The sequence below is a fragment of the Methylocystis sp. L43 genome, assembly GCF_015709525.1.
In the GTDB taxonomy this organism is placed as follows: domain Bacteria; phylum Pseudomonadota; class Alphaproteobacteria; order Rhizobiales; family Beijerinckiaceae; genus Methylocystis.
On sequence record NZ_JADNRA010000035.1, the window covers coordinates 1 to 21,335 of the forward strand.

Below are 21,335 nucleotides of genomic sequence, written 5' to 3' on the forward strand. Positions count from 1 at the left end.
AAAGCGCGCGCAAAATCGCGCGCCTGTTCGGGATTGACGCGCGCATGAGCCACGCCGGCGGCTTCAAGACCCAGACGCAATACGCGATCGTAACAGCCGGTCGCCTCGAACACCACGAAACGCCCCTGGACGAGCTGCGTCGAGACAAAGGCGGAGACCGCGCTGATCGTGTTTTCGATCCGAAAATAGCCTGCCAACGGATCAAAAATATCGAGATAGGCTTTGGAAACGTCGATTCCGACGCAAACAGGGGTTATGCTCATCGTGCCTGTCCCTGTGATGCGAGGTCTGTTGGCGCAGCCTCGTGCAACTGTTCAGGTGAACTTCGAAAAGCGGACGGGGATCAGGCCCGATACGGTGGCAACACCAGGAATCCAACGATCTCCCGTCCGCATTCTCAGTCTCTCACAAAACAGACACACAGGAATCCAGAGCAAATCCAGCACTCCTGAGTCGGCTCTGGATTCCCGGTCAGGCCTTCGGCCTGCCGGGAATGACAGGCCCCGCAAATGGATCAACCGGATTTCGTAATTACTCACTTCGTCATGAAGACGTCCCTGCGCGGGAATTTCTCGAAGACCGACGGATCCTGCCCGAAATTCGTCGCGAGAATGTCGGTCGGATTGCCGGCGATCCATTGCGACAGATCGATCGTCTGATAATGGGCGTTGTTGAAGACGATGAGCACGCGCACCGTATCGGTCCCGACATTTTCGAGCGAATGACCCATGCCCTGTGGGATATAGCCGACGTCGCCTTTCGAGAACGTCTCCTGGCGCCAGCGGCCCTTTGACCCAAACAGCGTGACGCAAAGCTGTCCGCTCAGCACATATTGCCATTCGGAAGCATTGGGATGCCAATGCAGTTCGCGAAGCGCGCCGGGCTCCATTTCCAGAACCACGCCGGTCATCGTCGTGGAAATCGGGAATTGCGATCCGTCGACGCGCCACTCGATTCCACCCGGAAACGTCTCGAAGGGCTTCTGCGACAGAAGGCTGTATTTGTGGGTGAGCGGCGGCGGCTTCCATCCCTGCAACGGTCGCGCGGGGGTCTCCGGCGGAATATTGCCCCGTGCGAAATAGACTTCCTGCTTGGGGAAACTGTCGAAGGTCGACGCCGGGACGCCGAAATTCTTGGCGAGCAGCTCCTTGGGCGCATGGCCGATCCAGTCGCTGATGCTGAATGTGCCGAATTCGGAGAAATAGCCATTGTCGAAGACGAGGATGAAATGACACAGGTCTTTTCCCAGCGTCTCGATGACATGGCCATGGCCGCGCGGAAAATACCAAAGATCGCCCGCCTCAAAGTCATTGGTCTCCGAGCAGCCCGCCGGATCGATGACCGTGGTGCGCACGCGTCCCTCGGTGACGAAGCCCCATTCGGCGGCGGTCGCGTGCCAGTGAAGCTCGCGCATGACGCCCTGCTCCATGCGCATTGAAACGCCGGCGATATCCTTGGAGATCGGCAGCTGAGCGACGGTCGCTTCCTTGCCATAGCTGGCGCCGTCGACGCGTCCTTGAGATTTTTCAAGCTCGAACTTGAACGTCGGCAGCTCGGCGCCCGAGGTCGCGGGATCGGGCACATTATTATGGAAGCTCGTGTGTCCGCCTTCCGAGCTTATCGGGATCGTCAATGAGAACATTACCAGCCCCCGCTGTTCTGACTGTGTGTCGCAATCTCTCGTCGCCTGACAAGCGCATCGGCTGATTCTGAATCGCGACGGCTCAGCTTGCGAGCATGCCTGCTCGGACGGCGCGCGACAAGGCGCGGCTGCGGCTGCGCTTCGCGCGCAGATGAAATTCTCCCGTCACGATTTACATTGGTGACAAAGGGAAGCCTTAAGGCGAAAACTTCTTGCTAAGAAGCGGCCCTTCCCGGCCTTGCCGAGAAGCGGCCCTTGCCAAGTAAATCCTGTGTCCGGCCGCCGCCGGCGCCTCGTGGAGACAAATGTGACGCCAGCGACGACCGCCAACGCGCCCGTTCCGCAGCGCGGCGATATGCGCCGATCCGTGCATGTGCCCGAAGGCGGCGCATTTTTTAGGCGGCTCTTCGTATTTCTCGGTCCCGGCTATCTCGTCGCCACCGGCTATATGGACCCCGGCAACTGGGCGACGGCGCTCGCCGGCGGCTCGAAGTTTGGCACGGCGCTGCTTTTTGTCGCCGTGCTGTCGAGCCTGATGGCGATCGTCCTGCAATCCCTTGCGGCGCGGCTCGGCGTCGGCGCGGAGCTGGATCTCGCGCAGGCCTGCCGGCGGCATTATCCCTTCCCGGCCGCGGTCGGGCTCTGGATCTTGGCGGAAATCGGCATTTTCGCCACGGATCTCGCGGAAGTGATCGGCACCGCCATCGGGCTGCAATTGCTGTTCGGCCTGCCGCTCGCGGTCGGCATCTTCATCACGGTGCTCGACACCTTTCTGGTCCTTGCTTTGGAGCGGGCCGGCTTTCGCAAGATCGAGCTTTTCGTCGTCGCGATGCTTGCGCTGATCGCCTTTTCCTTCCTCGCGCAACTCATCATGGCGCGCCCCGATTTTGCGCAGATCGCGCAAGGGCTCGTGCCGACGCGGCGCTTTTTCACCGATCCAGAGATGCTCTACATTGGCCTGGGCATCCTCGGCGCGACGGTGATGCCGCATAATCTCTTCCTGCACTCTTTCGTCGTGCAAACCCGCGCCGTGGCCGAGCCGCTCGATAAAAAGCGCGAGGCGATTCGCTTCGCGGTGATCGACAGCACGCTGGCGCTGTTTCTCGCCCTGTTCGTCAACGGCGCCATCCTCGTTCTCGCCGCCGCGGTCTTCCACGCGACCGGCCACACCGAAGTCGCCGAGCTTGGCGAGGCCTACCGGCTGATCGCGCCGCTGCTCGGGCAGCCCGTCGCGGCGACGCTCTTCGCCGTGGCGCTCATCGCCTGCGGGCTCAACTCGACCGTGACCGCCACCCTCACCGGCCAGATCGTCATGGAAGGATTCGTGCGGCTGCGGATGAAGCCGGCGACACGCCGCCTCATCACCCGCTGCATCGCGATCGCGCCAGCGATCGGCGTGACGCTCTATGCGGGCGAGTCGGCCACGGCGCAGCTGCTCGTCCTGAGCCAGGTGGCGCTGAGCGTGACGCTGCCCTTCGCGGTCGTGCCGCTCGTGGCCTTCACGGCGCAGCGCAGCGTCATGGGCGACCTCGTCGCGCCCAGACGCACCACCGCGCTTGCGGCGATCATCGCCGTCGTCATCATCGCCCTGAACCTGAAGCTGCTCTGGGACGCCGTAGCCGGCTGAACCGCTTACGGTTGTGACAACTGCTCAGCATTGCCAAGCCGACACATCTGGCTTAACTCGACGCAGTTTTTTGGAGCTGCGTCGAGATGAAACTTCCCAATCAATTCTACCGTCCGCTCGCCATCGGCGCCCCGGCGCCGCTGCGCGAACCGCCCGTCAAGGTTGAGCGGATGATCCATTTCGTGCCGCCGCATCTTGAAAAATTACGCGCCAAGGTTCCCGAACTCGTCAAACAGGTCGACGTCGTCCTCGGCAATCTTGAAGACGCGATTCCGGCCGACGCCAAGGAAGCCGCCCGCGCCGGCTTCATCGAAATGGCCAAGGCGACCGACTTCGGCTCGACCGGCCTGTGGACGCGCATGAATGCGCTGAACAGCCCCTGGGCGCTCGACGACATGATCGAGATCGTCGGCGCGGTCGGGAGCAAGCTCGACGTCGTCATGCTGCCCAAGGTCGAGGGACCCTGGGACATCGCCTATCTCGACCAGCTCCTGGCGCAGCTCGAAGCGCGGCATAGCGTGACGAAGCCGATCCTTATTCACGCCATTCTGGAGACGGCGGAAGGCGTCAAGAATGTCGACGCCATCGCTGCGGCGTCGCCGCGCATGCATGGCATTTCGCTCGGGCCGGCCGATCTCGCCGCGTCTCGCGCCATGAAGACCACGCGCGTCGGCGGCGGCCATCCGGACTATAAGGTGATCGCCGACGCCGTGCCGGGCCAAGACCTGCGCGCCTCTTTTCAGCAGGACCTTTGGCATTACACCATCGCCAAGATGGTCGACGCCTGCGCTTCCGCAGGCATCAAGGCCTTCTACGGACCCTTCGGCGATTTCTCTGACGCCCCGGCCTGTGAGGCCCAGTTCCGCAACGCCTTCCTGCTCGGCTGCGCCGGCGCCTGGTCGCTGCATCCGTCGCAAATCGCCATCGCCAAGAAGGTTTTTTCGCCCGATCCGCAAGAAGTCGCCTTCGCCAAGCGGGTGCTTGACGCCATGCCGGACGGCACCGGCGCGGTGATGATCGACGGCCGAATGCAGGACGACGCCACTTGGAAGCAGTGCAAGGTCGTCGTCGACCTCGCCAAGCAGGTCGCCGCCAAAGACGCCGACCTCGCCAGGATCTACGGATTTTGAGTGAATTTGGCTGTGGCGCCGCGTCCGATTGACGGCTGCGCCCCGGCTGCGTTACTAAAAGGCAAGTAAACAGCGTGTTAAAGGCGCCTTGGAATGCCGCGAGAAAACTCCGCGAAATTTTCTATTGGACAGGTGGTCAAGCATCGCCGCTATCCGTTCCGCGGCGTGATCTATGACGTTGATCCGGTGTTCGCCAACACTGAAGAGTGGTGGCTTTCAATTCCGGAAGAGCTGCGTCCGAACAAGGATCAGCCTTTCTACCACCTCTTCGCCGAGAACGCCGAAACCGAATATGTCGCCTATGTGTCGGAGCAGAATCTGCTGCCCGACAACAGCAACAAGCCGGTGCGCCATCCACAGGTCGACGAGACCTTCGAGCGCGACGACGATGGCGTCTACCGCATGCGGGCGCCTAAGCGCCACTGAGCAGCGGCGCTCCCGATCGGACCGGCGCTGCCGCATTGCGGAAAAAACCCGCAGCCGCCGGGATTGACGATCGCGCGAATCGACCACATTTTGATTGCAGGTCGAACTTCATCGCGGGAGAGACCGGCGCTCGCGCCGGCGCCGAAGGCGAAACCGCCCCGGAAACGCTCAGGCCCAAAGGACCGCGACGAAGTAGAAACTCTGGAAAGCGGCGAAGCGCGCAGGCGTTTCGCCCACCGAAGGGCGTAACCTGTCGCTTTAGCGCAGGGAAATCTCTCAGGTCACCGGACAGAGGGGGCGCGTAGCGAAGTTAGGCTTTGCTGCGCCAACCATGTCCTGGCGGAGTTGATGGTGACCGAACTCGACGTCGCGACCGCCGCGCCTCCCGCGCTGGCCAGACTTCCGCTCGACGCCGTGCATCGACGGCTTGGGGCGCGCATGGCGCCTTTCGCCGGCTACGAGATGCCGCTGCAATATGAGCAGGGCATCGTAGCGGAAACGCTCCATACGCGACGCCTGGCAAGTCTGTTCGATGTTTCGCATATGGGTCAGGCGATCCTCGCCGGCGCGCGCGCCGCACGGGCGCTTGAAAGCCTAACGCCAGCGGATTTGGCGTCGCTTTCGCCGGAGCGCACGCGTTACACGCAGCTGCTCAACGAGAACGGCGGCATACTCGACGATCTTCTCGTCACGCGTCTGCCAGGCGTCGAAGAGCGGCTGCTGCTTGTGGTCAACGCCTCGCGCAAGCAAGCCGATTTCGCGCTTATCCGCGCCGCGTTGCCGCAGTTTGATTTTAATCCATTGGACCGCGCGTTGCTCGCCCTTCAGGGCCCGCGCGCGGCCTCGGTCCTCGGCGCACTCCTCCCCGGCGCCGAGGACCTTCCTTTCATGGGCTGGCGCGCCTTCGACTTCGGCGGCGCGCCGCTCTTCGTGTCGCGCAGCGGCTATACGGGCGAAGACGGATTTGAACTGTCGCTGCGCGCCGAGCATGCCGAAGACCTCGCGCGTCTCCTGCTGTCGTATGAGGACGTTGCGCCGGCGGGCCTCGGCGCGCGCGACGCCTTGCGGCTGGAGGCGGGCCTGCCGCTCTATGGCCACGACCTCGATGAAACCACCGATCCGGTTGAGGCGGGACTCGGCTGGTCGATCGGCAAACGCCGACGCGTGGAAGGCGGATTCCCCGGCTTTGAGCGCATTCGGCTCGCGCTTGAGCAGGGCCCTGCCCGCAGGCGCGTCGGGCTCGAGCCGCAATCAAAGGCGCCGCTGCGCGAAGGCGCGGAGCTCTCGGCGCGCGACGGCGAAGCTGTCGGCCATGTCACGTCGGGCGGCTTTTCGCCGACGCTGCAACGCCCGATCGCGATGGGCTATGTCGCCAGCAATGACGCAAAGCTCGGCGCGACGCTTTCGGCGCCGCTGCGCGACAAACGCGTCGACGTCACGGTGGCGGCTTTGCCCTTCGTCCCGCACCGCTATTTCAAAACGCCGGCTGGAAAGGATGCGAGATGACCGAGCTTCGCTACTCCAAGGATCATGAATATGTCGCGCTCGACGGCGATCTCGCGACGCTGGGCATATCGGATTATGCGCAGTCGCAGCTCGGCGACATCGTCTTCATCGAACTGCCCGAAGTCGGCAAGAAGGTCGCGAAGGGCAAAGAGATCGCGGTCATCGAGAGCGTAAAGGCGGCGAGCGAAGTCTATTCGCCGGTGAGCGGCGAAGTCGTCGAAGTCAATCCGGAGCTTGGCGAAGCGCCGGCGCTCGTCAACGACGATCCGCTTGGACGCGGTTGGCTCATCAAGGTGAGAGTCAGCGATCCTGGCGAATGCGCATCGCTGATGGACGACGCCGCCTATTCGAGCTTCCTGAAGACGATTTAAGCGCAAGGAAAAGAACGATGCGCTATCATCCGCTGTCAGAGGCCGACAGAAACGCGATGCTCGCGACGATCGGCGTGTCGTCGATCGAAGCGCTCTATGCCGATGCGCCGCGCGCGACGCTGCTAAAGACGCCGCTCGATCTCCCAAAAGGCAAGTCGGAGCAGGAAGTCGAGCGTTTCTTCGCACGGCTTGCCGCCCGCAATATGCCTGCGTCGCGCGCGTCTTTTTTCGTCGGCGCCGGCGCTTACAAGCATCACATTCCTGCTAGCGTCGATCATCTCATTCAACGTTCGGAATTCTTGACGAGCTACACGCCCTATCAGCCGGAGATCTCGCAGGGCACGCTGCAATATCTCTTTGAATTCCAAACCCAGGTCGCTCTGCTCACAGGCATGGAGGTCGCCAACGCCTCGATGTACGACGGCTCGACGGCGACCGCCGAAGCCGTGCTCATGGCGCATCGCGTGACGAAGCGACGCAAGGCGCTACTGTCCGGCGGGCTACATCCGCATTACGCCGAAGTGGTCCGCACCATCTCGCGGCTTGCCGAAGACGAAGTCGAGACGATGGCGCCCGACATCGGCGCCGCCGAAGATCTCATCGCGCGCATCGACGACACGCTTTCTTGCGTCGTCGTGCAGACGCCCGATTTCTTCGGCAATCTGCGCGATCTGACGAAGATTGCGCAAGCTTGCCACGCGAACGGCGCGCTTCTTGTCGCCGTCTTCACCGAAGCCGTGTCGCTGGGTCTCCTCAAATCGCCTGGCGCGATGGGCGCCGATATCGTCGTCGGCGAGGGCCAGTCGATCGGCAATTCGCTGAATTTCGGCGGACCTTACGTCGGTCTCTTCGCCACGCGGCATGAATTCCTGCGGCAGATGCCCGGCCGCCTCGCCGGCGAAAGCGTCGACGCCGACGGCAGGCGCTCCTATGTGCTGACGCTGTCGACGCGCGAGCAGCATATCCGCCGCGACAAGGCGACCTCGAACATCTGCACCAACTCGGGCCTCTGCGCGCTCGCCTTCACCATTCATCTGACCTTGCTTGGCGAAGCCGGATTGACGCGGCTGGCGCGCGTCAATCACGCCAATGCGGTCTTGCTGGCGCAGATGCTCAATGACGTTCCAAAGGTCGAAGTGCTCAACGAAACCTTCTTCAACGAGTTTACGCTTCGCATCGGAGGCGACGCCGCCGCGCTTGTTGAGAGAATGGCGGCGCGCAGCGTTCTCGCCGGCGTTCCCGTCGCGCGGCTTCTGCCGCACGCCGCGCTTGACGATCTTCTCCTCGTCGCCACCACCGAAGTGAATACGCAAGAAGATCGCGACGCGTTCGTCGCGGCGCTTAAGGAGTCGCTCTGATGCTCGACAGACCCGCAGTCGTCGAACCGCTCGATGACGACAAAACGCCTGCGACCTTCACCGGCAATCGCGGGCTCGATCAGGAAGAGCCGCTGATCTTCGAGATCGGCCGCATTGACGCGACCGGCGTCGATGTCGACGATCCTGCGCCCGTCGCGACGCGGCTCGGCGCGCTGGAGCGCAATGCGCCCATCGGTCTTCCGGGACTGACCGAACCGGAGACGATGCGCCATTATGTGCGTCTGTCGCGCAAGAACTATTCGATCGACGCGGGGCTCTATCCGCTCGGCTCCTGCACGATGAAGCATAATCCGCGCAGCAATGAGAAGATCGCGCGCTATGAAGGCTTCGCGGATCTGCATCCGCTGCAGCCGCAATCGACCGCGCAAGGCGCGCTGGAGTTGATGCAGACTCTCGCCGACTGGCTGATGACGCTCACCAACATGCGGGCGGTGGCGATGTCGCCGAAGGCCGGCGCGCATGGCGAACTCTGCGGCATGATGGCGATCAAGTCTGCGATCGCGGCCAGAGGCGAAGCCGCGACGCGCAATGTCGTGCTCATTCCGCAATCGGCGCATGGCACCAATCCCGCGACGGCGGCGCTGCTCGGCTTTTCGGTGCGCGTCGTTCCGGCGGCGGCGGATGGAACCGTGCGCGCCGAGGCTGTCAAAGAGGCGCTCGCTCCCGACGTCGCCGCGATCATGCTGACCAACCCCAACACTTGCGGGCTGTTCGAACGCGAGATCGTCGCCATCGCCGACGCGATGCACGAGGCCGGCGGCTACTTCTATTGCGACGGCGCGAATTTCAACGCCATCGCCGGCGTCGCGCGTCCCGGCGACTTCGGCATCGACGCCATGCACATCAATCTGCACAAGACCTTCTCGACGCCGCATGGCGGCGGCGGACCTGGCGCAGGCCCGGTCGTGTTATCGGAACGTCTTGCGCCTTTCGCGCCGGTCCCCTTCATTCGCCGCAGCGGCGACGCGCTGGAGCTTGTCGAAGCGGCTGAGGGCACACAGAGCTTCGGCCGGCTGACCGCCTTCCACGGCCAGATGGGCATGTTCGTGCGGGCGCTCGCCTATATGCTTGCGCATGGCGCCGACGGACTCGCCCAGGCCTCGAAAGACGCCGTGCTCTCGGCGAACTATGTCCGCGCGTCGCTGCGCGATGTGATGACTCAGCCGTTCGGCGATCGCATCTGCATGCATGAAGTTCTGTTCGACGACGCCTGGCTGCGCGGCACCGGCGTGACGACGCTCGATTTCGCCAAGGCGATGATCGACGAAGGCTATCATCCGATGACGATCTATTTCCCGCTGGTCGTCCATGGCGCGATGCTCATCGAGCCGACGGAATCGGAATCGAAAGCCTCGCTCGATCTCTTCATCGCGACGCTGCGCGATCTCGCGCGCAGCGCCAAAGCCGGCGAGGTCGCGCGCTTTGGCCCCGCGCCGCGATTGGCGCCGTGCCGGCGAGTCGATGAAGCGCTCGCGGCGAGAAAGCCGGTGCTGCGGTGGACCGCCGCAGCCTGATCGTCACTGCGCTTGGGCGACCGGCGGGCCAGTGCGCGGCGGCAGAATCGGCAGGACCACCTCAGGCTGGCGCCCGGTCAGCGAATTGAGGAAGGCGACGATCTTGTCGGTCTCGTCGGCGCTAAGCGCGACGCCGAGCTGGCTTTCGCCCATCACCGCCACGGCCTTCTTCAGATCGAAGGTCGCGCCGGTGTGGAAATAGGGCGTCGTCAGTTCGACATTGCGCAGCGAGGGAACCTTGAAGGCGTATTTGTCGGCGATCGCCTTGGTGATCGCGAAGCGGCCCAAATCGTCCGGCGGCAGAAATTCCGCGCTCGGCTGTTTGACGACGCCGAAACGCGCATACATGCCGCCGCCGACATTCACGCCGTTGTGGCAGGTGACGCAGCCCTTCTCGACGAAGAGCTTCAGACCATCCTTCTGCGCCTCGGACAGGGCTTGATCGTCGCCTTTGAGCCAACGGTCGAACGGCGCGTCCGGCGTGATCAGCGTCGCTTCGAACAACGCGATGGCCCGGCCGATATTGTCATAGGCGACGGGATCGCTCTGTTCGGGAAAGGCCTGTTTGAAGGCCGCCACATAGCCCGGAATCCTCTTGAATTGCTCGACGGCGCGCTGTTTTGCGATCGCGTGCTCCGCCGTATTGATCGGCATCGGCCCGCCGCGCGTCTTCAACATCGCCTTGGGATTGGCCATCACCGAATTGACCACCTGGTCGGAAAGATTGGCGGCGCGCCCGTCCCAATACTGGGACTTGTTGAAAATGGCGTTCAACACCGTCAGCACTTCGCGGCCGGCGAGCTGCGCATTATGCCCGCCCGAAAGCTTGCCGCCGTCGACGCCGCCCATGCTCAGATTGTGACAGTCGGCGCAGCTGACATCGCCGCTTCCGGAAAGTCGCGGCTCGAAATAGAGCATCTTGCCGAGCGCGAGTTTTTCCGGCGTCGCCGTCTCTCCAGGAATCGCGGGCGGCGCTGACGGAATCGGCTCGAATAATTCTTTCGCCCGGTCCCGCAGGCCGGCGTCGGCGTAAGCCGGGCCGGCGAAAAGGAGCGCGACAAGAGAGACGATCGAAGAAAGACGCATGGCGGATTTCACCCGGATGGAAGCGGCGCAAGAGGTTGAAGCTTATACCACAGCTGCATGGGCGCGAGGCTAGATGCGTCGGTCGGCGGCTAAGCGTCACACGTCATGGATTCCGGCTGAACCTTTCGCTTGGACCCTTGTCATTCCCGGCAGGCCGAAGGCCTGACCGGGAATCCAGGGCCGATGCGGAAATGGTGGTTTTGCACTGGATTTCCGATCGCGCGCGTTGCGCGCGTCGGGAATGACAGCCAAGCAGATCGGCCGAAATTCGTATCATTGGCTCGCCCAGAGAATGCGGGCCATCCAGCTGACCTCGTCGCGCGGAATCGTGCGGTCGGGGTAGGCCGGATTGACCGAACGCAATTCGATCGTTCGCGCCGTCTCGCGCTTCAGCTCCTTGGCCATGATCTCGCCCGCGGTGGTCTTCACCACCACCCGGTCGCCGCGCCGCACCGGCGCCGCCGGCGAGACGATCACCACATCGCCGTCGCGATACAACGGCGCCATGGAGTCGCCTGAGATCTCCAGCGCGTAGGAATGTTCGTCGGCCTCGGCCAAGACGTCGATTTCGTCCCAGCCGGCGCCGGTGGCGAAACCCGCATCGTCGAAGAAGCCGCCGACCCCCGCCTGCGCTAGGCCGATCAGCGGCCGCGTATGGCGCCAGCGGCCGGCGGCGCTGTTCGCCATCACCAGCGACATGAATTCGTCGAGCCCGGCGCCGGTCGCCTGCAACACTTTGGCGATTGATTCGGTCGACGGCCAGCGCTGGCGCCCGCTCGCCGTTTCACGCTTGGAGCGATTGAAGGTCGTGGGGTCGAGGCCGGCCTTGCGCGCGAGACCCGACGGCGTCATGCCATATCGCTCGCCGAGCGCGTCGATCGCCGCCCAGATCTGAGCATGGGTGAGAATGTCGGACATGGCTGGCCGCCGCTCGGAAGAATTTCCTAGTTGGTAGGAATATATCTATTAACTATGCCGCACAATAGGAAATCAGCGCTGCCGGCTTGGCGCGCGCAAGGCCAGGCGCCATAACCCTCCTCTATGCGTCGTCTTCCACGCCGCGCGCTCTAACTTGCCGGGTTGCATGCCTTCCTCGCCCGAGCCCGCGCCAAATCGCACGCGCCACCCTTTCCTCACACTCTGGCTTGGGATTCTCGTCGCTATCATTGTCGCGGGGAGCGCGGCCTTGGCCGCTGTGGCGATCCTCGGGCTCGGCGAATTTCTGTCGCTCGTAAGCCGCCTGCCGACGCCAACGCCGCAGACGGCGGCCGTCGCCGCGATTTTCGCGGCGACCTATCTCGTGCTCGCGATCGGCAAGCTGCCCTATTATCGGCTCGACCGCGCCGGCGGCGCGCTGCTCGGCGCGAGTCTGATGATCGGCGTTGGCGCCTTGAGCCTCGACGAGGCCTATCGCGCCATCGATTTCGACGCCATCACCCTGCTGCTCGGCATGATGATCGTCGTCGCCAATCTGCGCCTTTCAGGCTTCTTCCGCCGGGCCGCCGACTGGCTGGCGGATGTCGCCCGGCGTCCGATCTTTCTGCTCATCGCGGTCGCGGCGGCGACGGGGCTGTTTTCCGCCTTTCTCGTCAATGACGCGATCTGTCTCGTCATGCCGCCGCTGGTCGTGGATTTGGCGCATCGGCTCAAGCGCGATCCGACGCCCTATGTGCTGGCGATCCCGCTCGCCTCCAATGTCGGCAGCGTCGCGACGATCACCGGCAATCCCCAGAACATGATCATCGCGACCGCCTCGGGCATTTCCTACGGCGACTTCGCTGAGGCGCTCTGGCCGATCGCCCTCGCCGGCGTCGCGCTGACGATCCTTTTGGTGGCGCTCGCCTTCCCGCGCGAATTCTTCTCGCGCAAGAGACTTACGCCGATCGTCGCGGCGCCGCGCGCTTTTCATGCGGCGCTCGCCTCGAAAGCGCTGCTGATCACCGCGGCGATGATCGGGTTCTTTTTCGCCGGCGTTCCGCCCGCCAAAGCGGCGATCGTCGCCGGCGGGCTGCTGCTGCTCACGCGACGCATCGGCTCAAAGAAAATCTACCGCGAAATCGACTGGCCGCTGCTGCTGATGTTCGCCGGACTCTTCATCGTCGTCGGCGCCTTCGACAAGGTGGTGCTGACGCCAGGAGAGATCGCGGACGTCGGGCGGCTCCATCTCGATGACGCGTCGACGCTCGCGCTCGTCTCCGCCGTGCTGTCCAATATCGTCAGCAATGTGCCGGCGGTCCTCGCGCTGAAGCCGTTCATCGTCGGACTGAGCGATCCGAGGCGCGCCTGGCTGATCGTGGCGATGGCGTCGACGCTCGCCGGCAATTTCACGCTTGTCGGCTCGATCGCCAATCTCATCGTCGTCGAGCGGGCGCGCGCGCTTGGCGTCACGATCGGCTTCTGGACCTATTTCAAGGTCGGCGCGCCGCTGACCCTCGCGACGATCGCATTGGGGCTGTGGAGGTTATAGGGGCGCTACGCCTCCTCCCCGCTTTCTTCCGCCGCGCGTCCCGATATGCGCCGGCGCGTATGCTCGCGCCTGATCTTTCGATTGCGCTCGGCATGCCGCGCGCGCGTCTTGTCGTCGGACGGCTGCAACAGCTTGCGAAACTCGTCGCGTTTCTCATGGATCGAGGCGATGACGAAGCCCATCGGCACGCCGATATCGACGAGCACGGTTTCGGCGAGCTGCAGGCTGGCTTCCACCGTTTCGGGAATCGCGTCGGTTGCGCCAAGCTTGTAGAGTTCGGTGGCGTGGTCGGCGTCGCGCGCCCGCGCGACGATGGTGAGATCGCCGCGCAGTTCATGCGCGAGACGGACGATCTCTCCGGCGGCGTGAACATTTTCGATCGTCACGACGAGCGCGCGGGCCTGCGCCACGCCGCAACGCATCAGGAACTCGCGCCGTGTGGCGTTGCCCCAGTAGATTTCGACGCCGTCCTCGCGCCCCGCGGTCACCAGCGACACGACGTTTTCGACGGCGACGAACGGGATGTCATGGCGCTTCAGCATTTCGCCGACAAGGCTGCCGATTCTGCCATAGCCGACGATCACGACGCGGTCCCCGGCGATTTCAGCCGTCGGCGCGAGATCCGCATAAAGCTGTTCGTCTTCCGCTTCTGTCGTCGGCGGGACGAGAGCGGCCCCGATCCGGCCAAGAAGGGGAATGGCGAAAATGCTGATCGTGACGACGATCATCGCGTCGGCGCCATAGTGACCCGGAAGCACGCCGACGGCCATCGCCGAGGTCAGCAGCGCGAAGGCGAATTCGCCGCCCGGCGCCAGCAGCAGCGACGCCTCGGCTGAAGGGCGCCATTCGACGCCAAAGAGCCGCGCGAGAACGAAGATGATCGCGCCCTTAACCGCGATCAGCCCGGCGGCGTATATGAAGATCGGAACGGGATCCGCGGCGACGGCGCCCATGTCGAGACCGGCGCCGACGGAAACGAAGAAGAGCCCGAGCAACAGGCCCTTGAACGGCTCGATCGTCACCTCGACCTCGCGCCTGAACTCCGTCTCCGCCAGCAGCAGCCCGGCGATAAAGGCGCCAAGGCCCATGGAGAATCCGGCGGCCGCTGAAAGCGCCGCCTCGCCGATGACGACGAGAAGGCAGGCGGCCATGAACAATTCGGTCAGCTGCACAGCCGCGACCATCCGAAACAGCGGACGCAGCAGCAGCCGTCCGATGAAGATCAGCGCGCCCATGGCGAGGAAGGCGCGCCCAAACGCCCACGCCGCCTGTTCGCCCGTGAAGCCGCCGTTCTTGGCTTCGGCGAGCGCGGAAACCAGGAAAAGAGCCGGCGCAACGGCAAGGTCCTGAAACAACAGCACCGAGAACGCGACGCGGCCGGACGTCTTGTTTAAGCGCCGCGCCTCGGCGAGCACCGGCAGGACGACGGCGGTCGACGACATGGCGAGGGCGATGCCCATCAACATCGAGGGGCCGAGTTCGACGCGGAAATAATAGAAGCCCACAGCCGCGAGAACGCTTGCACACACCACCAGCTGAGCGAGCCCGAGTCCAAAGACGAGCCGTCGCATGCGGGCAAGACGCTCCCAGGACAGCTCCAGGCCGATCATGAACAGCAGGAAGACCAGCCCGAATTCAGCGAGATTGGAGACGCCCTCGACATTGGTGATGGTGAAATTGCGCGCCCATTCATGGTCGCCCGCCAGTCGGCCGAGACCGAACGGCCCAAGCACGACGCCGGCGAAGAGAAAGCCCAGCACCGGCGAAACCTTGATGCGATGAAACAGCGGGACGACGACCCCCGCCGTGGCGAGAAAGACCAGCGCTTCGCGATAGGATTCAAGATGGATGGAGCTCGTCATGCCGCCTCGTTGCTCGCGCGCTGGTCCTTCGCGAAGAATAAATGGGTCACGCGGCGATTGGCGATGAAGACAGCAAGAGTCGCGCCGCCGGCGAGCTTGGGGGGAAGCCCGACTGGCGCGACCATAGCTGCTCGCGAGATCAGTCCGATTGACGGCCGAACACTATCCGATTCGGCGGCTGTCTCGCGCCCGCAGCGTCGGAACCCTTGATAATAGTTATTGGTCCGTGACATGTTAACTATAAGGAGACTCGTGATGGCCATCAGCGCAGATTTGGGGAGCCAGCTCGAGGCCTTCGTCGCCAAGCTGGTGGCGTCGGGCCGCTACAACTCAAAGAGCGAGGTCTTGCGCGAGGGGGTTCGCCTCATTCAGGAGCGCGAGGCCCGTCTTGCCGCCCTGGACGCCTCGATTGCGAGGGGCATCGCCGACGCGGACGCCGGACGCGCCAAGCCCGCGAAGGCGGTGTTCGATCGCTTGGAGGCTAAGTTCAAAGCCAAGGCGCAAGCCCGGCGCCGATGATTGTTGTCATCACCCAGGAGGCCGAAGCCGATCTTGAATCGATCGGCGATCATATTGCGCAAGAAAGCCCCGAGAGGGCCGTGACATTCGCGCGGGAGCTCCAGGAGGCGTGCGAGCGACTGGGCGACATGTCGCAACGATTTCCGCTCGTGGCGCGCTATGAACACGCCGGGATCCGCCGTCGCGTCCACGGCAATTATCTCATTTTCTATCGGGTCGGAATTGAAACCGTTGATGTGGTCCATGTGCTGCATGGAGCCATGAACTATGAACCGTTGCTGTTCCCTGAGGGGTGATTGGCGGTCGCAACTCAGGGATCGCCGTTTTTGGCGTTGTGAGTTTCCCGTCAGCGCGAACGGTGACTTCGGCTAGAGCCCGAGCAGACGCTCATAGACCTGCAGCGTGGCGCGCTGCATCTCCTCGACCGAAAAACGCTCCTGCACGTTTTGGCGCGCCCGCAGCGCCAGGTCGTCATGCGCCGAGGCCTGCAGGCTCAGCGCCTCTGCGATGGCGTCGGCCAAGGCGACCGGATCGCCGGGCGGCGTCCGCCAACCTGTCGCAAGGTGGCGCGGGGTCTGCGGCGGCGCCAGGACGATCTCCGGCGCGGCGCCGATATCGGAGATGATCACCGGCGCCCCCATCGCCTGCGCTTCGACGGCGATCCGCCCGAACGCCTCCGGCTCCGTCGCCGGCGCGACAATGACGGCCGCGGCCATATAGGCGGCGGGCATGTCCTCGCAGTAGCCGGCGTTGCGAACGACGTCGCTCAGGCCGGCGTGCTCGATCTGCGTTTCGAGGGCGCGGCGCGTGGAATCGCTGTGGGCGTCGCCGACGAAAATGACGCGCAGATCGCAGATTCCTTCCTTGATCAGCCGCTTGGTCGCCTCGACCAAAACCGAATGGCCTTTGCGCGCGGAAAGCCGCGACGGCAGCAGCACGACGCGATCATGCGCCGCGACGCCCCACGCCCCGCGCAGGCGTTCGACGCGGCGCCGGTCGACGGCGGCGGGCGAGAAGGCGCGCAGATCCGCGCCGCGCGGGATGACCACAATCCGCTCCGCGCTTTCCGGATGCAATTCCCGGATGCGCTGGGCGGCGAATTCGGAAATGGCGATCACCGCGTCGCCCGCCGACATGATGGCGTTGTAGCGCTGCTTGATCGCCGACGCGCCGCTATAGGCGCTGTGATAGGTGGTGACGAGCTTCGCGCCGGTCTGACGCGTCGCATAATAGGCGACCCAGGCGGGCGCGCGCGAGCGCGCATGCACGATGTCGACGCCTTCGTCGCGGATGATTCGCGCAAGCCGGACCGAATTCAGCGCCATCGCGAAGGGATTTTTCGTCGCCGCCGGAAACGGCGCCCAGACGCCGCCTTTCGACTGCAACTCGCTGACCATGCGGCCGCCGCGTGACGCCACAAGACAGCGGGCGCCGACCCGGCTGAGCGCCTCGGCCACGTCCACCGTCGCGCGCTCCGCCCCGCCCGACTGGAGATCGGGCACAATCTGCAGGATCGTTCGTCCGGCGAGTCGCTGGCCGGGCGCGGCGATCGTGGCGGTTTGTTGCGACATCGCTGGGCTAACGCGCGCCCCGGACAGAATCGTCCGGCTGCGGCATTCTGTTGCGAGATCCTTTACCAACTATGAGCGAACCGCCTATTTTCAATCGCGTCGCCTCTTCGATCCCAAGTGAACCTGAGTGAACCTGCTTGTCGGACACGCTCGACTTCCTCGACATTCCCAATCCTGCGGGCGGCGTCTGGCGCATCGCCCGGCGATGGCGCGCCGCGACGGCCGAGGCTGGAAACGCGCCGGGCCTCGTCTGGCTTGGAGGCTTCGCCTCCGATATGGACGGAACCAAGGCGAGCGCCCTCGACGCATGGGCAAAAGCGCGCGGGCGCGCTTTTCTGCGCTTCGACTATTCGGGCCACGGCCGCTCGGCGGGACGTTTCGAGGAGGGCTGCATCGGCGACTGGCTGGAGCAGAGTCTCGCCGTTTTCGAGCGCTCGACGCAAGGGCCGCAGATCGTCATTGGCAGTTCGATGGGGGGCTGGATCGCGCTGCTTCTGGCGCGGCGGCTGGCGGAAAAAGGCGAGAGCGCAAGGCTCGCCGGACTCATCCTCCTCGCGCCGGCGGTGGACTTCACCGAGGCGCTGATGTGGGAAGGCTTCGACGAAGCGACCCGCCGCGAACTCATGGAAAAGGGCGTCCTGCCCGCCAAGGAGCCGGATCACGGGCCGGTCACGCGGCGGCTGATCGAAGAGGGACGCCATCATCTGCTGCTCGGCGGCCTCATGCGCGCTTATGCGCGCGTGCATATTCTGCAGGGCATGCGCGATGACGCCGTGCCCTGGCGGCATGCGCTGACGATCGTCGAACATCTGAACGCCGATCCCGTCACGCTGACCTTTATCGCCGACGGCGATCATCGGCTGTCCCGCCCCGAAGATCTCGCGCAGCTCGCCGCCGCCGTGGAGACGATGAGCGCCCCGCCGCCGGGCGAGCCGCCGCCGACGCTGTTTGATTAAGGGGGGCGGCTACCACGCAAGGGCGCTTGTTGCTAACTTTCTTGGGCGGCGTCGCCAATTCGAGGGCGATCCAATCCGCGCCCGCACGAGCGAAGGCCGCGCGCCGTCCGGCGCTCCCGCAGGCTTCGAACTCGGGTTGATTTCAGCTCACTTCAGCCGTCATGGCCGGGCTTGTCCCGGCCAGCCACGCCGGGACATTGCGAAAACGCATCGCGCGGAGACGGCATGTTAGGCTCATGTTGTCACATTGGATCGGTCATCGCGTGGAGGACCGCGACACGCGCGGACATGAAGCGCGGCCATGACGCGGCTAGATGACGTCTCGTTAATCTGGATTCGAAACATTGTGCGCCGCCGCGCGGCGCTTGACACCTCCGCCGGCCCCATCGATGTTGCCGAACGAATTGTTCGGCATATCGAACGCTAGGATGATCGCTTGTCCGTATTGTCAGAAGCGCGGCCGGCCTGCAGCGAGGGCTTCGCGCCGAAAACCGTCGTCTTTCAGCCCGACCGACCGCTGTTGACCGACGGCGGCGGCCGGATCGCGCCGCTCGCCATCGCTTACGAGACCCGTGGAACGCTCAACGCCGCGCGCAGCAACGCCATTCTGCTGTGCCATGCGCTCACCGGCGACCAATATGCCGCGGGCGTAAATCCCGTCACCGGCAAGCCCGGCTGGTGGGAGGCGATGGTCGGCCCCGGCAAGCCCTTCGACACCGATCGCTATTTCCTGATCTGCTCGAATGTCGTCGGCGGCTGCATGGGCACGACCGGCCCGGCGTCGATCAATCCAACGACCGGCAAGCCCTATGGCGTCGACTTCCCGGTCGTCACCATCCGCGACATGGTGCGCGCGCAGGCGATGCTCATCGATCATCTTGGCATCGAGACGCTGTTTTGCGTCGCCGGCGGCTCGATGGGCGGCATGCAGGTGCTGCAATGGGCGGCGAGCTATCCGGAGCGGGTCTTTTCGGCCATGCCGATCGCCACCGCCGCCAAGCATTCGGCGCAGAACATCGCCTTTCACGAAGTCGGCCGACAGGCGGTGATGGCCGATCCGGACTGGCGCTCGGGGCGCTATCAGGAGCAGGGCGTGCGGCCCGAGAAGGGACTCGCGGTGGCGCGCATGTCGGCGCATATCACCTATCTCTCGGAAGCGGCGCTGCAGCGTAAGTTCGGCCGCAAGCTGCAGGACCGCAGCGCGCCGACCTTCTCCTTCGACGCGGATTTTCAGGTCGAGAACTACCTGCGCTACCAGGGCCTCGCCTTCGTCGAGCGCTTCGACGCCAATTCCTATCTCTTTGTCACCCGCGCCTGCGACTATTTTGATCTTGCCGCCGACTATGGCGGTTCGCTGGCCATGGCCTTCAAGGACACGAAGACGCGCTTTTGCGTCGTCTCCTTCACGTCGGACTGGCTCTATCCCACATCGGACTCGCGCGCCATCGTTCACGCGCTCAACGCCGGGGGCGCCTCGGTGTCCTTCGTCGAAATCGAATCCGACAAGGGGCATGACGCGTTCCTGCTGCACGAGCCGATGTTCATCGCGACGACGCGCGGCTTTCTCGATTCCGCCGCAAACGCACGTGGGCTCGCGCCTGACGGAACCTCGAAATGAACTACACGCCTGCGGCCGACGCGCCTCAGCGGCCCGCGCAGCCGCTCGAGCAATCGCGTCTCGATCTCGCCGTCATCGCCGAGATGGTCGCGCCCGGCGCGCGCGTTCTCGACGTCGGCTGCGGCGACGGCGCCTTGCTGCAGCTCCTGGCGCAGAAGAAGGGCGTCGACGGCCGCGGCGTCGAACTCTCGCAGCGCGGCGTCAACGAATGCGTGGCGAAAGGACTCTCCGTCATTCAAGGCGACGCCGACACCGACCTCTCCGATTATCCGGACGACGGATTCGACTATGTGATTCTTTCCCAGACGCTGCAGGCGACCCGTCGTCCGCGCGCGGCGCTCGCCAATATGCTGCGCATCGGTCGGCGCGCCATCATCTCATTTCCCAACTTCGGCTATTGGCGCGTGCGCGCGCAGCTCGTCTTTGGCGGCCGCATGCCTGTCACCGGCAGACTCGACTATCACTGGCATGACACGCCGAACATTCATCTTTGCACCATCCGTGACTTCGTCGAGATCGTCGACGAACTCGGCGCGCACATCGAGCGCGGCGTCGCCTTTGATCGCGCCGGCGCGCCGATCCGCTTCAGCGCGCCTTGGTGGGTTTGGAATCTCTTCGGCGAACAGGCTGTGTTTCTGCTGGAGCGTGGCGACCAACGACGCTGACGCGTGCGACGGTTTGTCCCGCGTGCGTCGCCTTTCGCGGGTTGACGGTTCGCGTTAGCCTTCCCCTTGGCGGCATTAAGAGAATTATGCGCGGGAGGGAGCGGCGGCGCCTCCGCTTCATGCGTCGTCATCCCTTGGATGACGCGCGTAATTCCGTGCGCTTCGGAGGAGGCGCGAGCTTGACAGTCGACACCGGCCCCGCCGTGCGAAGCTATGACAGCGCCTCGCAAAAGAGACGCGCCGGTCCCTGTGCGCCGCAGCCGGCAGGACCTGGGGAACTGCGCAGCGCGCCGCTCTTCGCGGGGGTCGACGAAGCGACATTGTCGCGTCTGTCGGCGGACGCCAGTATCGAGGCCCTCCAGGACGGCGATGTGCTTTTCCATCAAGGCGCTGTGGTCACGGACCTCGCATTCGTCTTGAGCGGCTATGTGAAGCTGCTGCGCATTTCATCCTCGGGACGCCAAACGCTCATCGGCATTTGCTCGGACGGCGAAATCATCGGCGAGGCCCCGACCGACGCCGATGAGAGTCACACGCTCTCCGCCAAGGCGGTCGGCGCGACCCACGTGCTCAAGCTGCCGGCGGCGCTGTTCGCTCGGCTCGTCAAGGAGTCGCCGTCGCTCTGCGCCGCGGTGATGCAAAACTCCAAGGAGAGCATCGCGCGTCTCCTCGGCGAGATCGAGTCGCTCAAGAGCCAGAACGCCGATCAGCGCCTGGCCAGTTTCCTACTCGGCCTCTGCCCGCCGGGCGAAGACCGGTGCCGCTTCCGCCTGCCCTATGACAAGCGCCTGATCGCCGCGCGGCTCGGCGTTAAGCAGGAGACACTATCGCGCGCCTTCGCCAAACTCCGCGCCCATGGCGTCCGCACGGAGACGCGCAACGTGCATGTCGAAAGCGTCTCGCAACTCGCCGACCAGTGCGACCGGCTGGGTCGGCCACGCCTGTCTTTGGGACGACGCAAGATCGAGACGCAGTGCGACGCCGCTTAGAGATCGG

The 21,335-nt window shown here is 64.4% G+C and carries 19 protein-coding genes, 1 pseudogene and 1 riboswitch; of the genes and pseudogenes, 14 read left to right on the forward strand and 6 right to left on the reverse strand.

The window, feature by feature from the left end; genetic code table 11:
- A pseudogene (locus IYX23_RS16220) lies at nt 1-263 on the reverse strand (IS110 family transposase); the annotation flags it as partial.
- Between the two features lie 272 nt (nt 264-535).
- Nucleotides 536-1,642: a cupin domain-containing protein gene (locus IYX23_RS16225; protein WP_196394026.1), complete on the reverse strand. Its 1,107-nt coding sequence runs from the start codon at nt 1,640-1,642 to the stop codon at nt 536-538.
- Nucleotides 1,643-1,997: 355 nt separating this feature from the next.
- On the opposite strand from IYX23_RS16225, the gene IYX23_RS16230 reads away from it, so the two are divergent.
- The 7 genes from IYX23_RS16230 (at nt 1,998) to gcvPB (ending at nt 9,595) form a co-directional block, all read left to right on the forward strand.
- Nucleotides 1,998-3,269, forward strand: a complete 1,272-nt coding sequence (locus IYX23_RS16230) for an Nramp family divalent metal transporter (protein ID WP_210330732.1) — start codon at nt 1,998-2,000, stop codon at nt 3,267-3,269.
- An 86-nt stretch (nt 3,270-3,355) separates the two neighbouring features.
- Nucleotides 3,356-4,399 carry a CoA ester lyase gene (locus IYX23_RS16235; protein WP_196394028.1) on the forward strand — a complete coding sequence of 348 codons (1,044 nt, stop codon included), beginning with the start codon at nt 3,356-3,358 and terminating at the stop codon, nt 4,397-4,399.
- Between the two features lie 93 nt (nt 4,400-4,492).
- The gene (hspQ, locus tag IYX23_RS16240; protein WP_109024482.1) at nt 4,493-4,825 is read left to right on the forward strand and encodes a heat shock protein HspQ; all 333 of its coding nucleotides are present in this window, start codon (nt 4,493-4,495) and stop codon (nt 4,823-4,825) included.
- 104 nt (nt 4,826-4,929) lie between these two features.
- Nucleotides 4,930-5,020: riboswitch (glycine riboswitch) on the forward strand.
- A 153-nt stretch (nt 5,021-5,173) separates the two neighbouring features.
- The gene (gene gcvT, locus IYX23_RS16245) at nt 5,174-6,331 is read left to right on the forward strand and encodes a glycine cleavage system aminomethyltransferase GcvT (RefSeq protein WP_196394029.1); all 1,158 of its coding nucleotides are present in this window, start codon (nt 5,174-5,176) and stop codon (nt 6,329-6,331) included.
- Nucleotides 6,328-6,702, forward strand: coding sequence for a glycine cleavage system protein GcvH (gene gcvH / locus IYX23_RS16250; protein ID WP_196394030.1), 375 nt, complete (start codon nt 6,328-6,330; stop codon nt 6,700-6,702). Before gcvT ends, gcvH begins: the two co-directional genes overlap by 4 nt.
- Before the next feature lie 17 nt (nt 6,703-6,719).
- Entirely contained in the window at nt 6,720-8,060 is a 1,341-nt protein-coding gene (gene gcvPA / locus IYX23_RS16255) for an aminomethyl-transferring glycine dehydrogenase subunit GcvPA (RefSeq protein ID WP_196394031.1), read from the forward strand.
- Nucleotides 8,060-9,595 (forward strand): aminomethyl-transferring glycine dehydrogenase subunit GcvPB, encoded by a 1,536-nt coding sequence (gene gcvPB, locus IYX23_RS16260; RefSeq protein ID WP_196394032.1) that lies wholly within the window; start codon nt 8,060-8,062, stop codon nt 9,593-9,595. Before gcvPA ends, gcvPB begins: the two co-directional genes overlap by 1 nt.
- Nucleotides 9,596-9,598: 3 nt before the next feature.
- Here gcvPB and IYX23_RS16265 read toward each other — a convergent pair whose 3' ends face one another.
- Both IYX23_RS16265 and IYX23_RS16270 read right to left on the reverse strand, forming a co-directional pair.
- Entirely contained in the window at nt 9,599-10,681 is a 1,083-nt protein-coding gene (locus IYX23_RS16265; RefSeq protein WP_196394033.1) for a cytochrome c peroxidase, read from the reverse strand.
- A 273-nt stretch (nt 10,682-10,954) separates the two neighbouring features.
- A complete protein-coding gene (locus IYX23_RS16270) occupies nt 10,955-11,599 on the reverse strand; it encodes a helix-turn-helix transcriptional regulator (RefSeq protein WP_196394034.1) in 645 nt (214 codons plus the stop codon).
- A gap of 166 nt (nt 11,600-11,765) precedes the next feature.
- Between IYX23_RS16270 and IYX23_RS16275 the strand changes: the two genes are divergently transcribed.
- On the forward strand, nt 11,766-13,148 hold the full coding sequence (locus tag IYX23_RS16275; RefSeq protein ID WP_196394035.1) for an anion transporter: 1,383 nt from the start codon (nt 11,766-11,768) through the stop codon (nt 13,146-13,148).
- Between the two features lie 5 nt (nt 13,149-13,153).
- Here the strand turns inward: IYX23_RS16275 and IYX23_RS16280 are convergent, their stop codons facing one another.
- Nucleotides 13,154-15,010, reverse strand: a complete 1,857-nt coding sequence (locus tag IYX23_RS16280; RefSeq protein WP_196394036.1) for a cation:proton antiporter — start codon at nt 15,008-15,010, stop codon at nt 13,154-13,156.
- 255 nt (nt 15,011-15,265) lie between these two features.
- Here IYX23_RS16280 and IYX23_RS16285 point away from each other — a divergent pair, with 255 nt between their 5' ends.
- Together IYX23_RS16285 and IYX23_RS16290 are read left to right on the forward strand one after the other, a co-directional pair.
- Nucleotides 15,266-15,529, forward strand: coding sequence for a type II toxin-antitoxin system ParD family antitoxin (locus tag IYX23_RS16285; RefSeq protein WP_123174377.1), 264 nt, complete (start codon nt 15,266-15,268; stop codon nt 15,527-15,529).
- Nucleotides 15,526-15,825 (forward strand): type II toxin-antitoxin system RelE/ParE family toxin, encoded by a 300-nt coding sequence (locus IYX23_RS16290; protein ID WP_196394037.1) that lies wholly within the window; start codon nt 15,526-15,528, stop codon nt 15,823-15,825. The genes IYX23_RS16285 and IYX23_RS16290 overlap by 4 nt, the downstream gene beginning before the upstream one ends.
- Nucleotides 15,826-15,897: 72 nt before the next feature.
- Here the strand turns inward: IYX23_RS16290 and IYX23_RS16295 are convergent, their stop codons facing one another.
- Entirely contained in the window at nt 15,898-17,100 is a 1,203-nt protein-coding gene (locus tag IYX23_RS16295) for a glycosyltransferase family 4 protein (RefSeq protein ID WP_196394038.1), read from the reverse strand.
- Nucleotides 17,101-17,237: 137 nt separating this feature from the next.
- On the opposite strand from IYX23_RS16295, the gene IYX23_RS16300 reads away from it, so the two are divergent.
- The 4 genes from IYX23_RS16300 to IYX23_RS16315 all read left to right on the forward strand — a co-directional run bounded on the left by IYX23_RS16300 (nt 17,238) and on the right by IYX23_RS16315 (nt 21,328).
- A complete protein-coding gene (locus IYX23_RS16300; RefSeq protein ID WP_196394039.1) occupies nt 17,238-18,056 on the forward strand; it encodes an alpha/beta fold hydrolase in 819 nt (272 codons plus the stop codon).
- Between the two features lie 445 nt (nt 18,057-18,501).
- Nucleotides 18,502-19,674 carry a homoserine O-acetyltransferase gene (locus IYX23_RS16305; protein WP_196394321.1) on the forward strand — a complete coding sequence of 391 codons (1,173 nt, stop codon included), beginning with the start codon at nt 18,502-18,504 and terminating at the stop codon, nt 19,672-19,674.
- On the forward strand, nt 19,671-20,339 hold the full coding sequence (gene metW / locus IYX23_RS16310) for a methionine biosynthesis protein MetW (RefSeq protein ID WP_196394040.1): 669 nt from the start codon (nt 19,671-19,673) through the stop codon (nt 20,337-20,339). The genes IYX23_RS16305 and metW overlap by 4 nt, the downstream gene beginning before the upstream one ends.
- A gap of 179 nt (nt 20,340-20,518) precedes the next feature.
- On the forward strand, nt 20,519-21,328 hold the full coding sequence (locus tag IYX23_RS16315) for a Crp/Fnr family transcriptional regulator (protein ID WP_246716895.1): 810 nt from the start codon (nt 20,519-20,521) through the stop codon (nt 21,326-21,328).
- Nucleotides 21,329-21,335: the final 7 nt, after the last annotated feature.

Bases quoted from the DNA above. Each gene is read 5' to 3' on its own strand.
- IYX23_RS16290 (WP_196394037.1), top strand. From the start codon at position 15,526: ATGATTGTTGTCATCACCCAGGAGGCCGAAGCCGATCTTGAATCGATC.
- gcvT (WP_196394029.1), top strand. From the start codon at position 5,174: ATGGTGACCGAACTCGACGTCGCGACCGCCGCGCCTCCCGCGCTGGCC.
- gcvPB (WP_196394032.1), top strand. From the start codon at position 8,060: ATGCTCGACAGACCCGCAGTCGTCGAACCGCTCGATGACGACAAAACG.
- IYX23_RS16230 (WP_210330732.1), top strand. From the start codon at position 1,998: ATGCGCCGATCCGTGCATGTGCCCGAAGGCGGCGCATTTTTTAGGCGG.
- gcvPA (WP_196394031.1), top strand. From the start codon at position 6,720: ATGCGCTATCATCCGCTGTCAGAGGCCGACAGAAACGCGATGCTCGCG.
- IYX23_RS16295 (WP_196394038.1), bottom strand. From the start codon at position 17,100: ATGTCGCAACAAACCGCCACGATCGCCGCGCCCGGCCAGCGACTCGCC.
- IYX23_RS16265 (WP_196394033.1), bottom strand. From the start codon at position 10,681: ATGCGTCTTTCTTCGATCGTCTCTCTTGTCGCGCTCCTTTTCGCCGGC.
- IYX23_RS16275 (WP_196394035.1), top strand. From the start codon at position 11,766: ATGCCTTCCTCGCCCGAGCCCGCGCCAAATCGCACGCGCCACCCTTTC.
- metW (WP_196394040.1), top strand. From the start codon at position 19,671: ATGAACTACACGCCTGCGGCCGACGCGCCTCAGCGGCCCGCGCAGCCG.
- IYX23_RS16225 (WP_196394026.1), bottom strand. From the start codon at position 1,642: ATGTTCTCATTGACGATCCCGATAAGCTCGGAAGGCGGACACACGAGC.
- gcvH (WP_196394030.1), top strand. From the start codon at position 6,328: ATGACCGAGCTTCGCTACTCCAAGGATCATGAATATGTCGCGCTCGAC.
- IYX23_RS16285 (WP_123174377.1), top strand. From the start codon at position 15,266: ATGGCCATCAGCGCAGATTTGGGGAGCCAGCTCGAGGCCTTCGTCGCC.
- IYX23_RS16280 (WP_196394036.1), bottom strand. From the start codon at position 15,010: ATGACGAGCTCCATCCATCTTGAATCCTATCGCGAAGCGCTGGTCTTT.
- IYX23_RS16270 (WP_196394034.1), bottom strand. From the start codon at position 11,599: ATGTCCGACATTCTCACCCATGCTCAGATCTGGGCGGCGATCGACGCG.
- hspQ (WP_109024482.1), top strand. From the start codon at position 4,493: ATGCCGCGAGAAAACTCCGCGAAATTTTCTATTGGACAGGTGGTCAAG.
- IYX23_RS16235 (WP_196394028.1), top strand. From the start codon at position 3,356: ATGAAACTTCCCAATCAATTCTACCGTCCGCTCGCCATCGGCGCCCCG.